We start from the raw sequence: 16630 nt of genomic DNA on the forward strand, positions 1-16630 counted from the left end.
AAAAAAATCCTCAACGCAGATCAACAAAATGGGGATAAAGAATACGGGAAATTGTACCGCCGACACGCCAGGCGACGTGCCGGCTTTTAATGCTTAGCCCTTGATGCTGTCGCGCACGCGCTGCAGATCTTCCGGCGTATCGACACCCACGGTTGGAATGGCTTTAGCAACCCCCACATGGATTTTTTCACCGTACCACAGCACCCGCAGCTGCTCCAGCAGCTCAATTTGCTCCAGTTGGCTTGGTGCCCAGCTGACATAACGGCGTACAAAACCGGCACGATAGGCGTAAATGCCGATGTGGCGCAGCAAGCTGTCGCCAATACTTTCTTTGGATTGAGCAAAACGTTCTCGATCCCAGGGAATAGTCGCGCGTGAAAAATAGAGCGCATAACCCTGTGCATCCATCACTACTTTGACGGCATTGGGGTTAAAGGCTTCTTCCGCGCTGTCGATCGGTACCGCAAGAGTGGCCATGCCGGCCTGGCTGGCTGCCAGATTTTCTGCCACCTGGCGTACGATCACCGGCGGGATCATCGGTTCGTCACCCTGCACGTTAACGATGATCTCGTCATCGGCAAAACCATAATGCTCGATCACTTCCGCCAGGCGTTCGGTGCCGGAATGGTGATGCGGGCTGGTCATGCACACTTCGCCACCGGCGGCTTTTACCGCTTTGGCCACTTCGGGGTGATCGGTCGCTACGATAACGCGGCTGGCGCCGGACTCACGTGCACGTTCCATTACGTGCACCACCATTGGCTTACCGTGAATATCGGCCAACGGCTTGCCCGGCAAACGGGTTGATGCGTAACGGGCTGGAATAATAGCGATAAAACTCATGCGTGTTTCTCATCCAATGACAGCGAACGCGCTTCGTTTTCCAGCAGTACGGGAATGCCATCACGCAGCGGATAGGCGAGGCCGTCCACTTTGCAGACCAGTTCCTGGTTTTCTTTATTGAAATAGAGCTTACCGTTGCAAACCGGGCAGGCAACGATTTCGAGTAAACGGTGGTCCATGCTTCCTCCTGAGTGGAGATCTAAAGTGCGTGAGAATAGCATAACGCTATGTGCCAGGTTAATCACCGCTGTTTTACCGCTGCCTTTTAATCTGACGCGGGGGATTGAATTGACTGCGATGCAGGCGTAGAATTTTGTGATACAAGTCACAAAAAAGACATTTTCCATGATCAAACGTATTCACAAAATCATCGCCCTGTTTGCCAATTTCAGCAACTAAGGCATAGATCTGATTGTAACGGGCGGCGCTGAAAATTCGTTTTACCCACGCTGACGACGCCGCTCGTTATTCCACTTCCCACCCTTCACCCCATTCGACGGCCAACTGTGCCGGAATATCCCCCAGCGTCACCTGTTTTGCCCCGTGCCATTTTGCACTGCGCGTAATTGCCTGCCGAAGATCTTGCGCACGTTGTTTGCCAAACCGAACTTTGGCCTGCGGGTGGAAACTGATAATTTCGAAAATGCCCTGTCGCCGATGCATTTTGGCATCAATGCGGCCAATCAACTCGCCCCGTTGCAACACCGGCAGGGTAAAGTAGCCGTACTGTCGCTTTTCCTTCGGCGTATAACACTCCAGCCGGTAATCAAAATCGAACAGCTCCAACGCACGTCGGCGATCCCAAACCACAGGGTCAAACGGAGAAAGCAAGGTGGTCACACTGGATTTTAGCGCCCCCAGCTCTGCCAACTGCAGTTCTTGCACCAGTGAATGATGCACGTAAAAATCGCCGTCCAGCCCATCAACGACCACCGGCATTATTTCGCCCCGTTGCTGTAGCGATGCCAGCAGTACTTTCGGCGTAACCCGCTTCAGACGGTAGTAATCCGCCAACCATTCAGCCCTGAAAATCCCCAGGTAACGGCAAGCCCTGCCAAGCATTTCCTGCTGCGCATGGTCCGCAGGTAACGCATGACGCTTATCATCCCAGTGCGGCAGTAACCTTTCTGTCAGATCGTAAACACGATGAAAATTACGCCGTTCGGCCACCATCAATTTACCGGCGGTGAACAAGATTTCGAGGTGGCGCTTTTCCGGCTTCCAGTCCCACCAACCGCTGTTCCCTCTTTTTTCGGCATTAAAATCTGCCGAACGCACCGGCCCGCTGGCTTCGATATGCAACAACAGATCGTCCATTGCCCCCTGATGCTTTTTCACCCACTCTTCAGAATATTTCCAGCCCATACCCTGCGGTTGCAGCATGCGATGACGCAACAGACCAAAATCTTCAATGGGTAAAAAACAGGCTTCGTGCGCCCAATATTCGAACAGCTGACGACTGGCCAGCGCCTGTTCCAGCCATTCCGGCTGATAATCGCCCAGGCGGCTGAACAACACCAGATAGGGGCTGCGTGCGACAACGCTGATGGTATCTATTTGCAGTAATCCCATACGTTGAATGGCGGTAACCACATCGTCGGGTTTGGCTTTGCGTTTAATCGGGGATAATAGCCCTTGTGCGGCAAGATGAAGCGCGCGGGCGGCGGCAAGAGAAATAACCGGGGTAAGCATCCTGACATCCAAAGTCGTTAAGCGATTGCTCGATAATAGTGGATATCAGAAGATTTTTCTTCGCCAGTGCTTGGGGGTGGCGGCACCGGCACTGGCGAGGAAGGGGTGGGTCAGAACGCGATGACGTCTGCCGCTGACAGCCCGTGGGAGCTGCGATAGATCGAGAACTCAACGTTCTGACCTTCGTTTAACGATTTATTTTTAGTATTGGCGATAGAACGACGGCTAACATAGATTTCGTCGCTACCATCTACCGGTGAAATAAAACCATAGCCTGCAGCTTGATCAAACCATTTCACACGGCCCATTTGTAACACAGTATTTTTAAACATAACTTATATCCTTTTACTTGAGCATCCTTAACAACGTTATTTTTATTATTGTTGGACGCTACCAGCCCATCCTAAAGTTTTTCGTAACAAACCTCTCGTGAGCAAAAAATTAAAAACCCGCATTACGCGGGCTTGTTGAACTTAATATCTTCCGCAATGAATCGGCATTAACGCCTCATCATGGTTGTATTAAGATCTCTTTACGTCATTGCCTGTTTAGTTACAGAGCAACAACGTTGGCGGCAGCCGGCCCGCGCGGGCTGTCCTGGATGGTATACTCAACACGCTGGCCTTCAGCCAGAGTTTTGAAACCGTCGGTCGCGATTGCAGAGAAATGTACGAATACATCTTTACCACCGTCGTTTTGCTCAATGAAACCAAAACCTTTGCTTTCGTTGAACCATTTAACCTGACCCGTTTTCTTAGACATTACACATTTACCTTTTAAATATATATACAAAACCTGCCATAAGGCAATTTAGGCCGTTTTTAGGAACATTACTTATGGGAGGTACTTAGAAGGTTCGTCTTTGAAGCGGAATCAGATGATAACGTTTTTGGAGGAACTGCTTAAATCTAAACTCGAACATAAATAGGTCTGTATCACAGGCCGACAAGCATTTACTCATAAATCTAGATTTTACACAAGCAATTTATTGGCATATTTTTATAGCTCCGCCAAATTTGTTTTTATGTCCATGATTATGCATAGATTAATTAATTTATTTTTGCCGTTTCCGCTCAGAAGCATTGCCTTCCGGAAGGCCGTCATTTCCGCCAGGACCATTGCAAATGAGAGCTAACGCATAAAAATCCAATATGCTTGTCCAAGCTATAACAAAACCCAACCGAGATAGCTAAACTTGGGGTGAAAACAAGGCGGATGGCCTTTCAGCCAGCACTTTTACCGCAAAAAATACTATTTTTCAGATTATCCCGAATAAAGGAGCTATGCGCATGACCGCCCAGCAGTTCGTCTCACCGAATGAAATCCGCTCCAGGTTCTCCCACGCCATGTCAGATATGTACCAAAAAGAGGTGCCTCTCTATGGCGATTTGCTCGAACTGGTTGCGGAAACCAACCGACAGGTCCTGCGCGAAGATGCCGCATTGGCTCATCAATTACAAATTACCGGTGAAATCGAAAGACTGGCCATGGAACGCCACGGGGCAATCCGGGTAGGTACGGCGGATGAGCTGGCTACTCTGCGACGGCTGTTTAACGTCATGGGCATGTCACCGGTCGGGTATTACGACCTGGCCGTGGCAGGAGTTCCGGTTCATTCCACTGCATTTCGCGCAGTACATGAAGATGCGCTGCAGATCAGCCCATTCCGGGTTTTCACCTCATTATTACGGTTAGAGCTGATTGAAAACCCGGGGTTACGTCAGTTGGCCCAGCAACTGCTGGCCCGCCGCCGCATCTTTACTGAACGCGTGCTGGAGTTGATCGTCTTGCAGGAAGTTCAGGGCGGGTTGGATGACAGCCAGGCCAGTGAATTTATCGAACAGGCGCTGGAAACTTTTCGTTGGCACAACCGGGCGACCGTCAGTGCAGCCGAATATCAACAATTGCACGATCAGCACCGTCTGATTGCCGACGTAGTGGCGTTCAAAGGCCCGCACATCAACCATTTGACGCCACGCACGCTGAATATCGACCTCGTCCAGCAAGCGATGCCTGGCCGGGGAATCACGCCTAAAGCCGTTATCGAAGGCCCGCCGCCTCGCCGTCGGCCAATTTTGCTACGCCAAACCAGCTTTAAAGCGCTGGAAGAAAGCGTAGCCTTTGTCGAACATGACGGCAGCAGCGTGGACGGACACCATACCGCGCGTTTTGGCGAAATAGAGCAACGTGGCGTAGCACTGACCCCGAAAGGCCGGGCTTTGTATGATCGCCTGTTGCAAGCCACCAATGATGCGCTGCAGGCACCGCCAAGTGAAAAGAACGCCGAGCGGTACAATCAGTTACTGGCGGAAAACTTCCAGGCGTTTCCAGATGATTATGCAACCTTGCGTGAGCAGCAACTGGCATGGTTCCGCTATTTCCCTACCGAGTGCGGCCTGGCGGCCAAAGACTCGCTGGATAAACACACTACGCTGGAGCAACTGATAGCTCAGGAACATATTCGCTTTCAGCCTTTGGTGTATGAAGACTTCTTACCGGTCAGCGCAGCGGGCATTTTCCAGTCTAATCTGGGTGACAACCGGCATGCTCAGTACAATGCAGCATCGAGCCGCGCCGCTTTCGAGCAGGCTCTGGGGGCAGAGGTGATAGATGAATTGGCGCTGTACCAACAAACGCAACAGCGTTCGATAAACGCCTGCGCGCAAGCTCTGGGGCTTAACGCGCTGGCCGTTTGAGTTATTTAGTCAGCAGCGCTTCGATACTTTGCAGCAACGACTCAGCCTGATCGGGGGGAAGAACCGCATCTACCGGTAAATACCACCAGTTGGGCTGGGCAAAAATGCGGCATTTGACCGCATCTTTTTCAGTCATCAGCAGCGTTTGCTCAGATGACGCCAACGCCGCCAGTTGAGCATGCTGGTACTCCTGATGATCGGCGAACGCGACTTCTTTCTCGACATCCACGCCAAGCTTTTCCAGCGTGGCGAAAAAGCGTGGCGGATGGCCAATCCCGGCCATTGCTACCACGTGCGGCAACTCAGCCGCCGGCCGACGCGCACCGCTGGCGATATTGACCGCCTCACGCGCTTGCAACCGCATGGCAATTTCACCCGTCTGAGCCACGCCGCCGTTGGCAATCCGCGCATTCACGCTGTTCAGGCGCGACGCGCGTTCACGCATCGGTCCCGCCGGTAACCACCAGCCATTGCCAAAACGGCGCACGCCGTCGATCACCACCAGTTCAAAATCACGTTGCAACGCGTAATGCTGCAAACCGTCATCTGTGATGACAACATCGAGTTTCTGCTGTTGCAGCAGTGCCTGCACCGCTTCCGCACGCTTTGGCGAAATGGCTACAGGCGCACCGGTGCGTTGATAAATCAATACCGGCTCATCGCCCGCCTGCTGGGTCGTAGTGTGTTCATCCAATACCAACGGATAAGATGCCGCTTTGCCACCATAACCGCGTGATACCACACCCACCCGGTATCCGCGCTGTTGCAATTGCTCCACCAGCCAGATCACCGTTGGCGTTTTACCGTTGCCGCCGGCGGTAAGGTTTCCCACCACCACCACCGGCACAGGTGCACGCCAGCTTTTACGCAGGCCACAGCGATAACTCAGCCGAATCAAACTGCTGACCAGACCGTACAGCCAGGACAAGGGCAACAACAGCAGGTATACCAATGAGCTGCCCGACCAAATGCGCTCGATCATTATTGGCCGAACTGCATGCGGTGAAGCTGTGCGTAGACCCCGCGCCGTTCGATTAGCGCCGCATGCTCACCGCGTTCAACGATGCGTCCATCTTCCACCACCAGGATTTCATCGGCTTTTTCAATGGTCGACAAGCGGTGCGCGATCACCAGCGAGGTGCGGTTTTTCTGCAGTTCGTCCAGCGCTGCCTGAATGGCGCGTTCTGATTCCGTATCCAGCGCTGAAGTTGCTTCATCAAGGATCAGAATCGGGCAATCGCGCAACAGTGCGCGCGCGATAGCGATACGCTGACGCTGGCCACCGGACAACATCACGCCGTTCTCGCCAATCACCGTATCCAGACCATTCTCCATTTTCTCAATGAAATCCATGGCATAAGCCATTCGCGCAGCCTTCTCGATTTCTTCCCGGCTGTAACGATCTTCACGAGCGTAAGCGATATTGTTAGCGATGGTGTCGTTAAACAAATGCACGTTTTGCGATACCAGAGCGACCTGATCGCGCAATGACGCCAAGGTATACTCGCGCAGGTCATGCCCGTCCATCAGGATTTCGCCTTCCTGAACGTCATAGAAACGGGTCAGCAGGTTGGCAATAGTCGATTTGCCCGATCCCGAACGGCCCACCAATGCTACGGTTCTGCCTTCTGAAATGCTCAGATTGATATCACGCAGTGCCGGCGTTTCTTTCCCTGGATAATAAAAAGTCACGTTACGGAATTCGATATCGCCTTTAGCACGCGCCACTTCGCGGGTGCCGGTATCTTTTTCCTGCTCCATATCCAAAATCGAGAACAACGTTTGGCAAGCAGCCATCCCGCGCTGGAACTGGGCATTGACGTTGGTCAGCGATTTCAGTGGACGCATTAAGGCGATCATCGACGAGAACACCACAGTAATGGTACCGGCGGTCAGGGTTGCCATCACACTAGGGAAACTCGCAGCGTACAGTACAAACGCCAGCGCTAACGAAGCAATCAACTGAATAATCGGGTCAGAGATTGAAGATGCTGAAACCAGCTTCATGCCCTGCTGGCGCATGCGGTTGCTGACCGAGTTGAAGCGCTCGGTTTCCACCTGTTGGCCGCCAAAAATAAGCACTTCCTTGTGACCTTTCAGCATCTGCTCGGCACTGGTGGTGACCTGCCCCATGGTGTTCTGCATGCTTTTACTGATACTACGGAAGCGTTTGGAAACAATGCGAATTGCGATAGACACGATCGGTGCCAGCACAATCAGAATCACCGATAACTGCCAGCTGTAGTAGAACATCATGCTGAACAACGCAATTATCGACGCGCCTTCACGCACCACGGTGACCAATGCGCTGGAAGAGGATGAGGCCACTTGCTCAGAGTCATAGGTGATACGCGACAACAGCGTGCCGGTTGACTGCTGATCGAAGAAGGATACCGGCATTCTCATCATATGGCCAAACAGCCGGCGGCGCATATGCATCACCACCATACCGGACACCCATGAGATACAATAGCTGGAAACGAAGCCCGTCAGGCCACGTACCACCATCAAGCCAATGACGGCCAACGGCATCCAAAGCAAAATGCTGCTCTCGGTTTTCCCAAAACCATCATCCAATAAAGGTTTAAGCAAGGACAACATAAAGGCATCGCTGGCCGCGTTAAGCACTAACGCAATGGCGGCCACAATCAACCCGGTCTTAAAAGGAGTGATCATCGGCCAGAGGCGACGGAAAGTCTGCCAAGTGGAGAGATCTTTATCATTCATCATGCAAATACCAGCATCGGAAGAAATAGCGGCCTATTTTACTCATTATCACCCTCTACGCCAAACCGCTGATGGTACCAACGGGGCATTAATTGTTCACGAAAGCCTTTAATTTGCCAATCGTTGTCGAAAAAAAGCACGGATATCTGACCTGACCGCGAAGTATCGCGCCATATGATGCCATTTGCCAGATATCTGGCGATAACTTTAACGGCAGGTAATCGCCATTTGTTGTAACGAGATGCGGACGCCAAAGCCACCTCCGGCGCTACCGCACGCAGAAACGGCGGCGTCGAGGACGTCCTGCTACCGTGATGTGGAACCTGAAGCACTGTGGATGCCAGCCGATCGCGTTGTAATCTGAGCAACTGCGCTTCCGCTTGCTTTTCCACGTCGCCGGTCAGCAACAGGCTATATTGGCCATCATCAACGCGGATCACGCAAGAATCGTCATTGACCGGTCGCTTTAGCGCTTTCGGCGGCCATAACACCTGAAATTGCAGCGATTGCCACCGCCAGCTTTCGCCGGCCACGCAGGGTAAATGAAACGGGTCAAGTATCGGGCTGCGTACCGTGGCCAGAGGAAATGCTTGCCTTACCTCTTCCAGGCCCCCGGTATGATCAAGGTGATCGTGGCTGATGATAATTTGCTCCAGATCGATACCCCGCCAGTTTAGCATTGGCAAAATATGACGTTCCGCAGCACTGCCCGTCGCCCAGCGATCACCGGTATCGAACAGTATCCCCTTTCCGTTTCTTTCTATCACTACCGCCAGGCCATGCCCGACGTCCAGCATGTCGACCCGCCAACGATATGAGGGTTCTTTTTCCCGCCACAGCACGCAACATATCGCCACAGCGGCCAAGCCTGCCGTATAGCATAACCACCAGTGAAAACGCCAGTAGATAACCAGCAGCCAACCCGCTGCGCTGACCAACAGCGAGGCTGCGCCCAGATCGATCCATCCACGCTGCAAATAATGCAGCGGCGTAAACACCCATAGCAGTGTCAAATCGGCCAGCCACCAGAATCCGCCGCTCAATAGCGGTAAAGCGCCACAAATTACCGCGATCAAAATCAAAGGAACCGTCACCAGAGAAACCACAGGTACCGCCCACAGATTCGCTGGCATAGAGGTCAACGTCAGGCCGAGAAACAAAGCGGCCTGCATCGGCACCAGCAACAACGTGATACCAAACTGAATGTGCAGCCAACGCACCGGTCCCCAGTACCAGGCAGAGCGGAAACGTGCACTTAACGGCATCCATTCGAACCAAAAGATCAGGCAGGCCACCGCCAGTACCGATAACCAGAAACTGTCTGACAGTACCGCCAGCGGATCGCAGACCAGAATTAACCCCACGCACCACAGCCATACCTGCCAGGAAGTGCAGTGAATACCGCGTAGGCGCAGCAACATCCACAGCGTCAACGCCAAGGCAGTACGCACCGCCGGGGGTTGTGCGCCAGCCAACCAGACATACGCCAAGGTACCAAACCAACTGGCTAACAAGGGGAAGCGGTAGCCGATCAGGTGTGCAGGCAACAAGAACTGAACCGCCCGTAGCGCCAGCCAAATCAATATGGCCGCCATAGCCACGTGCAGGCCTGAAATCGCCATCAGATGCGCAATGCCGGTTTTCAGCATCAGAGTGCGTAACTCAGGGTCTAGCGAGGTTCTTTCGCCAAACGCTAAAGCCAGCAATACCGATTTATATCGCAGGTCACCCATGTTGCTCTCGGCATGGCTGATAATACGCTGCCGCCAGTTGCAACTCCCCTCCAACAGCCTGGCGCGCTTCACCTGCGCAGTCAGTGGCTGACGTTGCGCCATCGCCCAACGCTGGCTATCGAAGCCCCCCTCGTTCAGTTTTCCGTGCATCGCTCTCAGACGCAGCCGGAGTTCCCAACGCTGCCCAGCACAGAGTTGCGGCTCTTCCGGCTGCCAAACGGTGGTAAAGGCAATTGATGGCGTTAGCCAGCGCCCGTCAACCTGTTCGATACGCATCAGCGTTTGTTTGCTCGCAGCGGGCACCAAAGTAACACCGGCAACTTGTACCACGGCGGTCACCTCCGGCCCGCGGCTCAGTTGTTCGACTTGCGCCACCAGATTACCGGCATTGAAGGTCGCCCACAGAAATCCCAATGCTCCCCAACCAATAAATTGACAGCCCGCCCAACGGAAACGCAGCATCAAGCTAGCGGGTAAAACAACCAACAAAGTTGTTAACGCATCGGGTAATTGCGGTAGCACCAGTAACGGCAGAATGCCGCAGACAACGGCGATAACCGCCAGATCCAGCGAAGTTTTGATCGACCTTTCTCCCGTCCGACAGAAGGACGTGCAACTATTGCACATCGCACCCCATGGACAGGATTGTTCCCCCATACTCAGGCAGCCGCCAGCTGCAATGCGACGGCTCGCGGCACAGGCTGCAGGTTAACGATAATGGTTTCATTTATTGATGCTAAGCTGCGGCGCAGCGCGCAAAAAAGTCAGAACGGAAGGCTGAGAAATCAGAAAACAGCTGAGCGGCAGGCAAAAAAAACGGCGCCCTGAGGCACCGTTTTATATTCTTTACAAGCAACAACTCTATGGATAATCAGTGATTAACCATAGATATTGGCGCGGTCACGCAGCTCTTTACCTGGCTTGAAGTGAGGAACGTACTTGCCGTCCAACTCAACTTTGTCGCCAGTTTTCGGGTTGCGACCAACGCGCGGAGCACGGTAGTGAAGAGAAAAACTGCCGAATCCGCGGATCTCGATGCGTTCACCATCGGCTAACGTTGCAGCCATGTGTTCTAACATCTCTTTCACTGCATCCTCAACGGCTTTCGCCGGTACATGAGATTGCTGGCCAGCAAGTCTTTCAATAAGTTCAGACTTGGTCATGAGTCCTCCAAGCTTTGCAGCTAAACTACCGTATCGGGGCGGTCAGAAACCGCCCCCCGTCATTACTCGCCTTTAGCCGCTTTGAAAGCTTCAGCCATTGCGTTAGAGAAGTTGCTTTCTTCCTGCTTGTTGTTAACAGTTGCGATAGCGTCTTTCTCGTCAGCTTCGTCCTTAGCACGTACGGACAGGCTTACTACACGGTTCTTACGGTCAACGCCGGTGAATTTAGCTTCAACGTCGTCGCCTACATTCAGAACCAGAGTTGCATCTTCAATGCGGTCGCGAGAGGCTTCAGATGCACGCAGGTAACCTTCTACGCCGCCTGCTAATTCAACTGTAGCACCTTTGGCGTCAACTGCAGTGACTTTACCAGTAACAATAGTACCTTTCTTGTTCATAGACAGGTAGTTATTGAACGGGTCTTCAGCCAGTTGCTTCACGCCCAGAGAGATACGCTCGCGCTCTGCGTCAACTTGCAGAACAACCGCTGCGATTTCGTCGCCTTTCTTGTATTCACGTACTGCTTCTTCGCCTGCAACGTTCCAGGAGATGTCAGACAGGTGAACCAGGCCGTCGATGCCGCCGTCCAGGCCGATGAAGATACCGAAGTCAGTGATAGACTTGATTTTACCTTCAACGCGGTCGCCCTTGTTGTGGGTTTCTGCGAACAGCTGCCATGGGTTAGATTTGCACTGCTTCAGGCCCAGAGAAATACGACGACGCTCTTCATCGATGTCCAGAACCATAACTTCCACTACATCGCCCACGTTAACAACTTTGGACGGATGGATGTTTTTGTTGGTCCAATCCATTTCAGAAACGTGTACCAGACCTTCAACGCCTTCTTCGATTTCTACGAAGCAGCCGTAATCAGTCAGGTTGGTTACACGACCAGTCAGCTTGGTGCCTTCTGGGTAACGTTTCGCGATAGCAACCCATGGATCTTCGCCCAGTTGTTTCAGGCCCAGGGAAACACGAGTACGCTCGCGGTCGAACTTCAGCACTTTAACAGTGATTTCGTCGCCAACGTTGACGATTTCGCTTGGATGCTTAACGCGTTTCCAAGCCATATCAGTGATGTGCAGCAGGCCGTCTACGCCGCCCAGATCAACGAATGCACCGTAGTCAGTGAGGTTCTTAACGATACCTTTAACTTCCATGCCTTCCTGCAGGTTTTCCAGCAGTTGATCGCGTTCTGCGCTGTTTTCGGATTCGATAACCGCACGGCGAGAAACTACAACGTTGTTGCGTTTCTGGTCCAGCTTGATGACTTTGAACTCAAGCTCTTTGCCTTCCAGGTGCAGAGTGTCGCGTACTGGACGCACGTCAACCAGGGAACCTGGCAGGAACGCACGAATACCATTCAGCTCTACAGTGAAGCCACCCTTAACTTTGCCGTTGATAACACCGACGACAGTTTCAGCTTCTTCGTAAGCTTTTTCCAGCGTGATCCAAGCTTCGTGACGCTTAGCTTTCTCACGGGACAGCAGAGTTTCACCGAAGCCATCTTCAACAGCGTCCAGCGCAACGTCAACTTCGTCGCCTACCTGGATTTCCAGCTCGCCCTGTGCGTTTTTGAATTGCTCAGCCGGGATGGCAGACTCAGATTTCAGACCGGCGTCAACCAGTACTACGTCTTTGTCGATAGCAACTACAACGCCACGAACGATGGAACCCGGACGGGTTTCGATTGTTTTCAGGGATTCTTCAAAGAGTTGAGCGAAAGATTCAGTCATGTTTAATCTTCAGGGTTCTATAGTTTAACGTCCATTTAGCATCCCGCCGAATGGGGTTGTTTCACATACCCCGCCATTGGCTCCATGCCGACAGGGTTTAGGTTACAGGGGTAAAATTTTACCCGATATAGTTCGATACCGCTATGACAAATATGACAAAAAGCAATAACGTCGCTGCAGTTTATTGCTGCGGCAACGCTAACACTTCATGTGCATAAGTCAGCGCGCGCTGGATGACTTCGTCGATCGACATACTGGTAGAATCCAGCACGAGGGCGTCGGAAGCCGGCACCAGTGGCGCGATAGGCCGATTGCGGTCACGGTCATCCCGTTCCTTTATCTCGGCTAAAAGACGTTCAAAGTTAACATTAAAGCCCTTTTCCTGCAACTGTAGCATGCGGCGGTGCGCACGCTCCTCCGAACTGGCATCCAGGAAAATCTTTACCGGTGCATCGGGGAACACCACCGTACCCATATCACGGCCATCGGCAATCAAACCGGGAGCTTCGCGGAACGCGCGCTGGCGGCGCAGCAAAGCTTCGCGCACACGCGGAAAAGCCGCTGCCTGCGAGGCGGTATTACCGACAGTTTCAGTGCGGATTTCATTACTGACATCCTCACCTTCCAAAATGACCTGCAGTTTGCCTGCCTGGGCAACAAAGCGGACGTCGAGATGTGCGGCCAGCGGAACCAGCGCCTCCTCAGAGGTGATATCGACCTGATGATGCAGTGCCGCCAACGCCAGCACGCGGTAAATCGCGCCGGAATCCAGCAAACGCCAACCAAGGGATTCGGCCAACGCTTTACACAGAGTGCCTTTGCCTGCGCCACTTGGTCCATCAACGGTTATCACCGGGGCTGTAGCCGTCATTTCTCTCTCCTTCGGGTAGAAAACCTCACAGGGACGCAACCTGCCGTCAGCACAACGCGAAAGCATAATTACGAACGCCCCTGCCGCCTGCCCAATCGAGGCAGATACGGTGGCGTATTATACGCTGCCCAGAGACGAACTGTTACCCTGGAACTGTCTGGTTGTTGAAAATAAGCGCATAACCGCAGAAAAGTATAGAAGAAGCCTCGGCGACCAGGCATTAAAAACGACAAAGGCCCGGTTAAGGGCCTTAAAAGAAATCATCTGACTACCGGTTACGCCAATTGGCTGATGCGCGCCAACTGCTCAAAATAGTCCGGGAAAGTTTTGGCGGTGCATTTCGGATCGAGGATGGTCACCGGGGTATCCGACAGCGCCACCAGCGAGAAGCACATCGCCATACGGTGATCGTTGTAGGTGCCGATATCGGCAAACTTCAGTTTCGCCGGCGGCACCACGTGAATATAGTCCTCACCTTCATCCACTTCAGCGCCTACTTTGCGCAATTCAGTCGCCATGGCGGCCAGGCGATCGGTCTCTTTCACCCGCCAATTATAGATATTGCGGATGGTGGTCGGCCCTTCGGCAAACAGGGCTGCAGTGGCAATGGTCATCGCCGCGTCCGGAATATGGTTCATATCCATATCGATGCCGCGCAACTCACCGCGGCTGCATTCGATAAAGTCATCGCCCCAGGTAATGCGCGCGCCCATTTTCTCCAACACGTCGGCAAATTTGGTGTCGCCCTGAACGCTTTTCTTGCCGATGCCGGTCACGCGTACGGTGCCGCCTTTAATCGCCGCCGCCGCCAGAAAATAAGAAGCGGAGGATGCATCGCCTTCTACCAGGTAATCCCCTGGTGAGCGGTAGGTTTGGCGGCCTTGAATATGGAACACGCGGTAGTTGTCGTGGCTGACTTCAACGCCGAAGGTACGCATCAGATGCAACGTGATATCAATGTACGGTTTAGAAACCAGTTCGCCCTTGATATGGATATTCGTGTCCTGCTCAGCCAGTGGCGCAGTCATCAGCAACGCGGTCAGGAACTGGCTGGAAACGCTGCCGTCGACGGTCACGTCACCGCCGTGAAAACCGCCGCGCAGGCGCAATGGCGGATAATCGGTCTGTTCCAGGTAATCAATTTGCGCGCCGCCCTGGCGCAAAGCATCCACCAGATGGCCAATCGGCCGCTCTTTCATGCGTGGTTCACCGGTCAACACCACATCGCCGCTACCCAGACACAACGCCGCAGCCAGCGGGCGCATCGCGGTACCGGCATTGCCGAGGAACAGCTCAAGCGGCTCGCGGGCCACCAGCGGGCCGGCAACACCCTCGACGATACAAGTGGTGCGATCGTCGGACAGCTGATAACTCACGCCCAACGCCTGCAGCGCATTCAGCATATGGCGCACGTCGTCGCTGTCCAGCAGGTTAGTCAACGTGGTCGTTCCCTCCGCCAGCGCAGCCAGCAGCAGAGCACGGTTGGACACGCTCTTGGAGCCGGGTAAGTTGACGGTGCCATTGACCAAGGCGACCGGTTGTAACGTCAGGGAATCCACCATGTGAACAAAACTCTCCAAAATCTGATAAACGAAACGGCCCCGGGAAAATGCCGGAGCCGCTTTAATGCAAAAGGACAACAGCGAAAGCTGCCCGCGCAAAGCAGGCAGCGAGGCTTAACCGTGACGACGTTCGAAGTCGATCATAAAGTCGGTTAATGTCCGCACACCGGCCAGCGGCATGGCATTGTAAATAGAAGCACGCATGCCGCCAACCACCCGGTGACCTTTCAGCGCCTGCAGGCCGATAGCTTCCGCTTCGCTGAGGAACACTTTGTCCAGCGCCGAGTCAGCCAACTGGAACGGCACGTTCATCCAGGACCGATTGGCGTGTGCTACTCGGCTGCGGTAGAAATCAGAATTATCGATGGTTGCGTACAGCAACTCGGCCTTGGCCTGATTGCGCTTGTGCATCTCCACCAGACCACCCTGTTCTTTCAGCCACTTGAACACCAGGCCAGACAGATACCAGGCGAAGGTCGGCGGCGTATTGAACATGGAATCGTTCTCGGCCAGCACGGTATAATCGAGAATCGACGGCACTTCGCGGCGAGCTTTACCCAGCAGATCGTCACGTACGATCACCAACGTCAGGCCTGCCGGCCCAATGTTTTTCTGCGCGCCGGCGTAAATCACGCCAAAGCGGCTGACATCCAGCGGGCCGGACAAAATGGTGGAGGAGTAATCGCCGATCACCACTTTGTCGCCAAAGTCCGGCGTCTCATCGATAGCGATGCCGTCGATGGTTTCATTCGGGCAATAGTGCACATAAGCCGCATCGTCGTTCAACTGCCACTCTTTCATCGGTTTGATACCGAGCAGACCGTCAACGGTGGTTTTCACATCAATGGTATTTGGCGTGCAGTATTTCTCGGCTTCCTTGATGGCGCTGTGCGCCCAGTAGCCGCCATCGATATAGTCCGCAGTGGTTTTATCACCCAGCAGGTTCAGCGGCAATGCGGCAAACTGTGCACGGGCGCCGCCATGGCAGAACAGCACTTTGTAGTTGGAGGGGATCTTCAGCAGATCGCGCAGATCCTGTTCGGATTGCTGGGCAACTTCGATAAACTCTTTACTGCGATGGCTGATTTCCATCACCGAGGTGCCGAGACCGTGCCAGTTGCACAGTTCCTGTTCCGCACGACGCAATACTTCAACCGGCAGCATTGCCGGGCCAGAGCTAAAATTATAAACCTGAGTCATTTCCCCTCACCACATTCACTATTCGCCAATGAGACTGGCCAACCGAAATACGCCCAAAGTTAACCGTCGAGTTAACCAACCCATCGGTTTTATCACTCACGTAACGCTGCTGCAATGCTTATTCGCCCGCAGGCAGCAAACTACCGCAGCACGGAATAACAGGCTCTGTCGCCACTGCGTTTTTTTGTGCGATAAAACGCTGCGCCATCGGGGAATTCAGTGGGTTAACGCGGTGTTTTATGCTGTATTCAGCTAACCCGGATCTTCGATCCAGGCTGCAATCCACCGGCCATTGCCGCAACGCGGGCAAATATGTTGCTGTGAATCCGCCAGAGGCGCAATCAGGCTACAGGCGCTGCTGGCATAATCCTCACCGCTTCGGCCCGCGATTGCCTACAGCATCGCCC

The 16630-nt window shown here is 53.4% G+C and carries 14 protein-coding genes; 1 reads left to right on the top strand and 13 read right to left on the bottom strand.

The window, feature by feature from the left end:
* Nucleotides 1-93: 93 nt before the first annotated feature.
* The 5 genes from kdsB to cspE all read right to left on the bottom strand — a co-directional run bounded on the left by kdsB (nt 94) and on the right by cspE (nt 3297).
* Nucleotides 94-843: a 3-deoxy-manno-octulosonate cytidylyltransferase gene (gene kdsB, locus SPL01S_RS10340; protein WP_062870390.1), complete on the bottom strand. Its 750-nt coding sequence runs from the start codon at nt 841-843 to the stop codon at nt 94-96.
* On the bottom strand, nt 840-1022 hold the full coding sequence (locus SPL01S_RS10345; RefSeq protein WP_004942667.1) for a Trm112 family protein: 183 nt from the start codon (nt 1020-1022) through the stop codon (nt 840-842). The genes kdsB and SPL01S_RS10345 overlap by 4 nt, the downstream gene beginning before the upstream one ends.
* Before the next feature lie 286 nt (nt 1023-1308).
* Nucleotides 1309-2535 carry a winged helix-turn-helix domain-containing protein gene (locus tag SPL01S_RS10350; protein WP_063199425.1) on the bottom strand — a complete coding sequence of 409 codons (1227 nt, stop codon included), beginning with the start codon at nt 2533-2535 and terminating at the stop codon, nt 1309-1311.
* Nucleotides 2536-2645: 110 nt separating this feature from the next.
* The gene (locus SPL01S_RS10355) at nt 2646-2867 is read right to left on the bottom strand and encodes a cold-shock protein (protein ID WP_006320799.1); all 222 of its coding nucleotides are present in this window, start codon (nt 2865-2867) and stop codon (nt 2646-2648) included.
* A 220-nt stretch (nt 2868-3087) separates the two neighbouring features.
* Complete coding sequence (cspE, locus tag SPL01S_RS10360; protein WP_020826136.1) at nt 3088-3297, bottom strand: transcription antiterminator/RNA stability regulator CspE; 210 nt, start codon at nt 3295-3297, stop codon at nt 3088-3090.
* Nucleotides 3298-3824: 527 nt separating this feature from the next.
* Here cspE and hglS point away from each other — a divergent pair.
* Nucleotides 3825-5231: a 2-oxoadipate dioxygenase/decarboxylase HglS gene (gene hglS, locus SPL01S_RS10365; protein ID WP_063199427.1), complete on the top strand. Its 1407-nt coding sequence runs from the start codon at nt 3825-3827 to the stop codon at nt 5229-5231.
* Nucleotide 5232: 1 nt separating this feature from the next.
* On the opposite strand, the gene lpxK is transcribed toward hglS, so the two are convergent.
* The 8 genes from lpxK to serC all read right to left on the bottom strand — a co-directional run bounded on the left by lpxK (nt 5233) and on the right by serC (nt 16223).
* On the bottom strand, nt 5233-6213 hold the full coding sequence (gene lpxK / locus SPL01S_RS10370; protein ID WP_063199430.1) for a tetraacyldisaccharide 4'-kinase: 981 nt from the start codon (nt 6211-6213) through the stop codon (nt 5233-5235).
* Nucleotides 6213-7961, bottom strand: a complete 1749-nt coding sequence (gene msbA / locus SPL01S_RS10375; protein ID WP_062870386.1) for a lipid A ABC transporter ATP-binding protein/permease MsbA — start codon at nt 7959-7961, stop codon at nt 6213-6215. Before msbA ends, lpxK begins: the two co-directional genes overlap by 1 nt.
* Before the next feature lie 35 nt (nt 7962-7996).
* Entirely contained in the window at nt 7997-10318 is a 2322-nt protein-coding gene (locus SPL01S_RS10380) for a ComEC family protein (RefSeq protein ID WP_063199433.1), read from the bottom strand.
* 251 nt (nt 10319-10569) lie between these two features.
* Nucleotides 10570-10854 carry an integration host factor subunit beta gene (ihfB, locus tag SPL01S_RS10385; RefSeq protein ID WP_004942652.1) on the bottom strand — a complete coding sequence of 95 codons (285 nt, stop codon included), beginning with the start codon at nt 10852-10854 and terminating at the stop codon, nt 10570-10572.
* Nucleotides 10855-10916: 62 nt separating this feature from the next.
* Entirely contained in the window at nt 10917-12590 is a 1674-nt protein-coding gene (rpsA, locus tag SPL01S_RS10390) for a 30S ribosomal protein S1 (RefSeq protein ID WP_004942650.1), read from the bottom strand.
* Between the two features lie 181 nt (nt 12591-12771).
* Nucleotides 12772-13461 (bottom strand): (d)CMP kinase, encoded by a 690-nt coding sequence (cmk, locus tag SPL01S_RS10395; protein ID WP_063199436.1) that lies wholly within the window; start codon nt 13459-13461, stop codon nt 12772-12774.
* Between the two features lie 275 nt (nt 13462-13736).
* Nucleotides 13737-15023 carry a 3-phosphoshikimate 1-carboxyvinyltransferase gene (aroA, locus tag SPL01S_RS10400; protein WP_063199442.1) on the bottom strand — a complete coding sequence of 429 codons (1287 nt, stop codon included), beginning with the start codon at nt 15021-15023 and terminating at the stop codon, nt 13737-13739.
* Nucleotides 15024-15137: 114 nt separating this feature from the next.
* A complete protein-coding gene (gene serC / locus SPL01S_RS10405) occupies nt 15138-16223 on the bottom strand; it encodes a 3-phosphoserine/phosphohydroxythreonine transaminase (protein ID WP_004942642.1) in 1086 nt (361 codons plus the stop codon).
* Between the last annotated feature and the right edge of the window lie 407 nt (nt 16224-16630).

This window comes from Serratia plymuthica NBRC 102599 (genome assembly GCF_001590925.1).
Classification (GTDB): Bacteria; Pseudomonadota; Gammaproteobacteria; order Enterobacterales; family Enterobacteriaceae; genus Serratia; species Serratia plymuthica.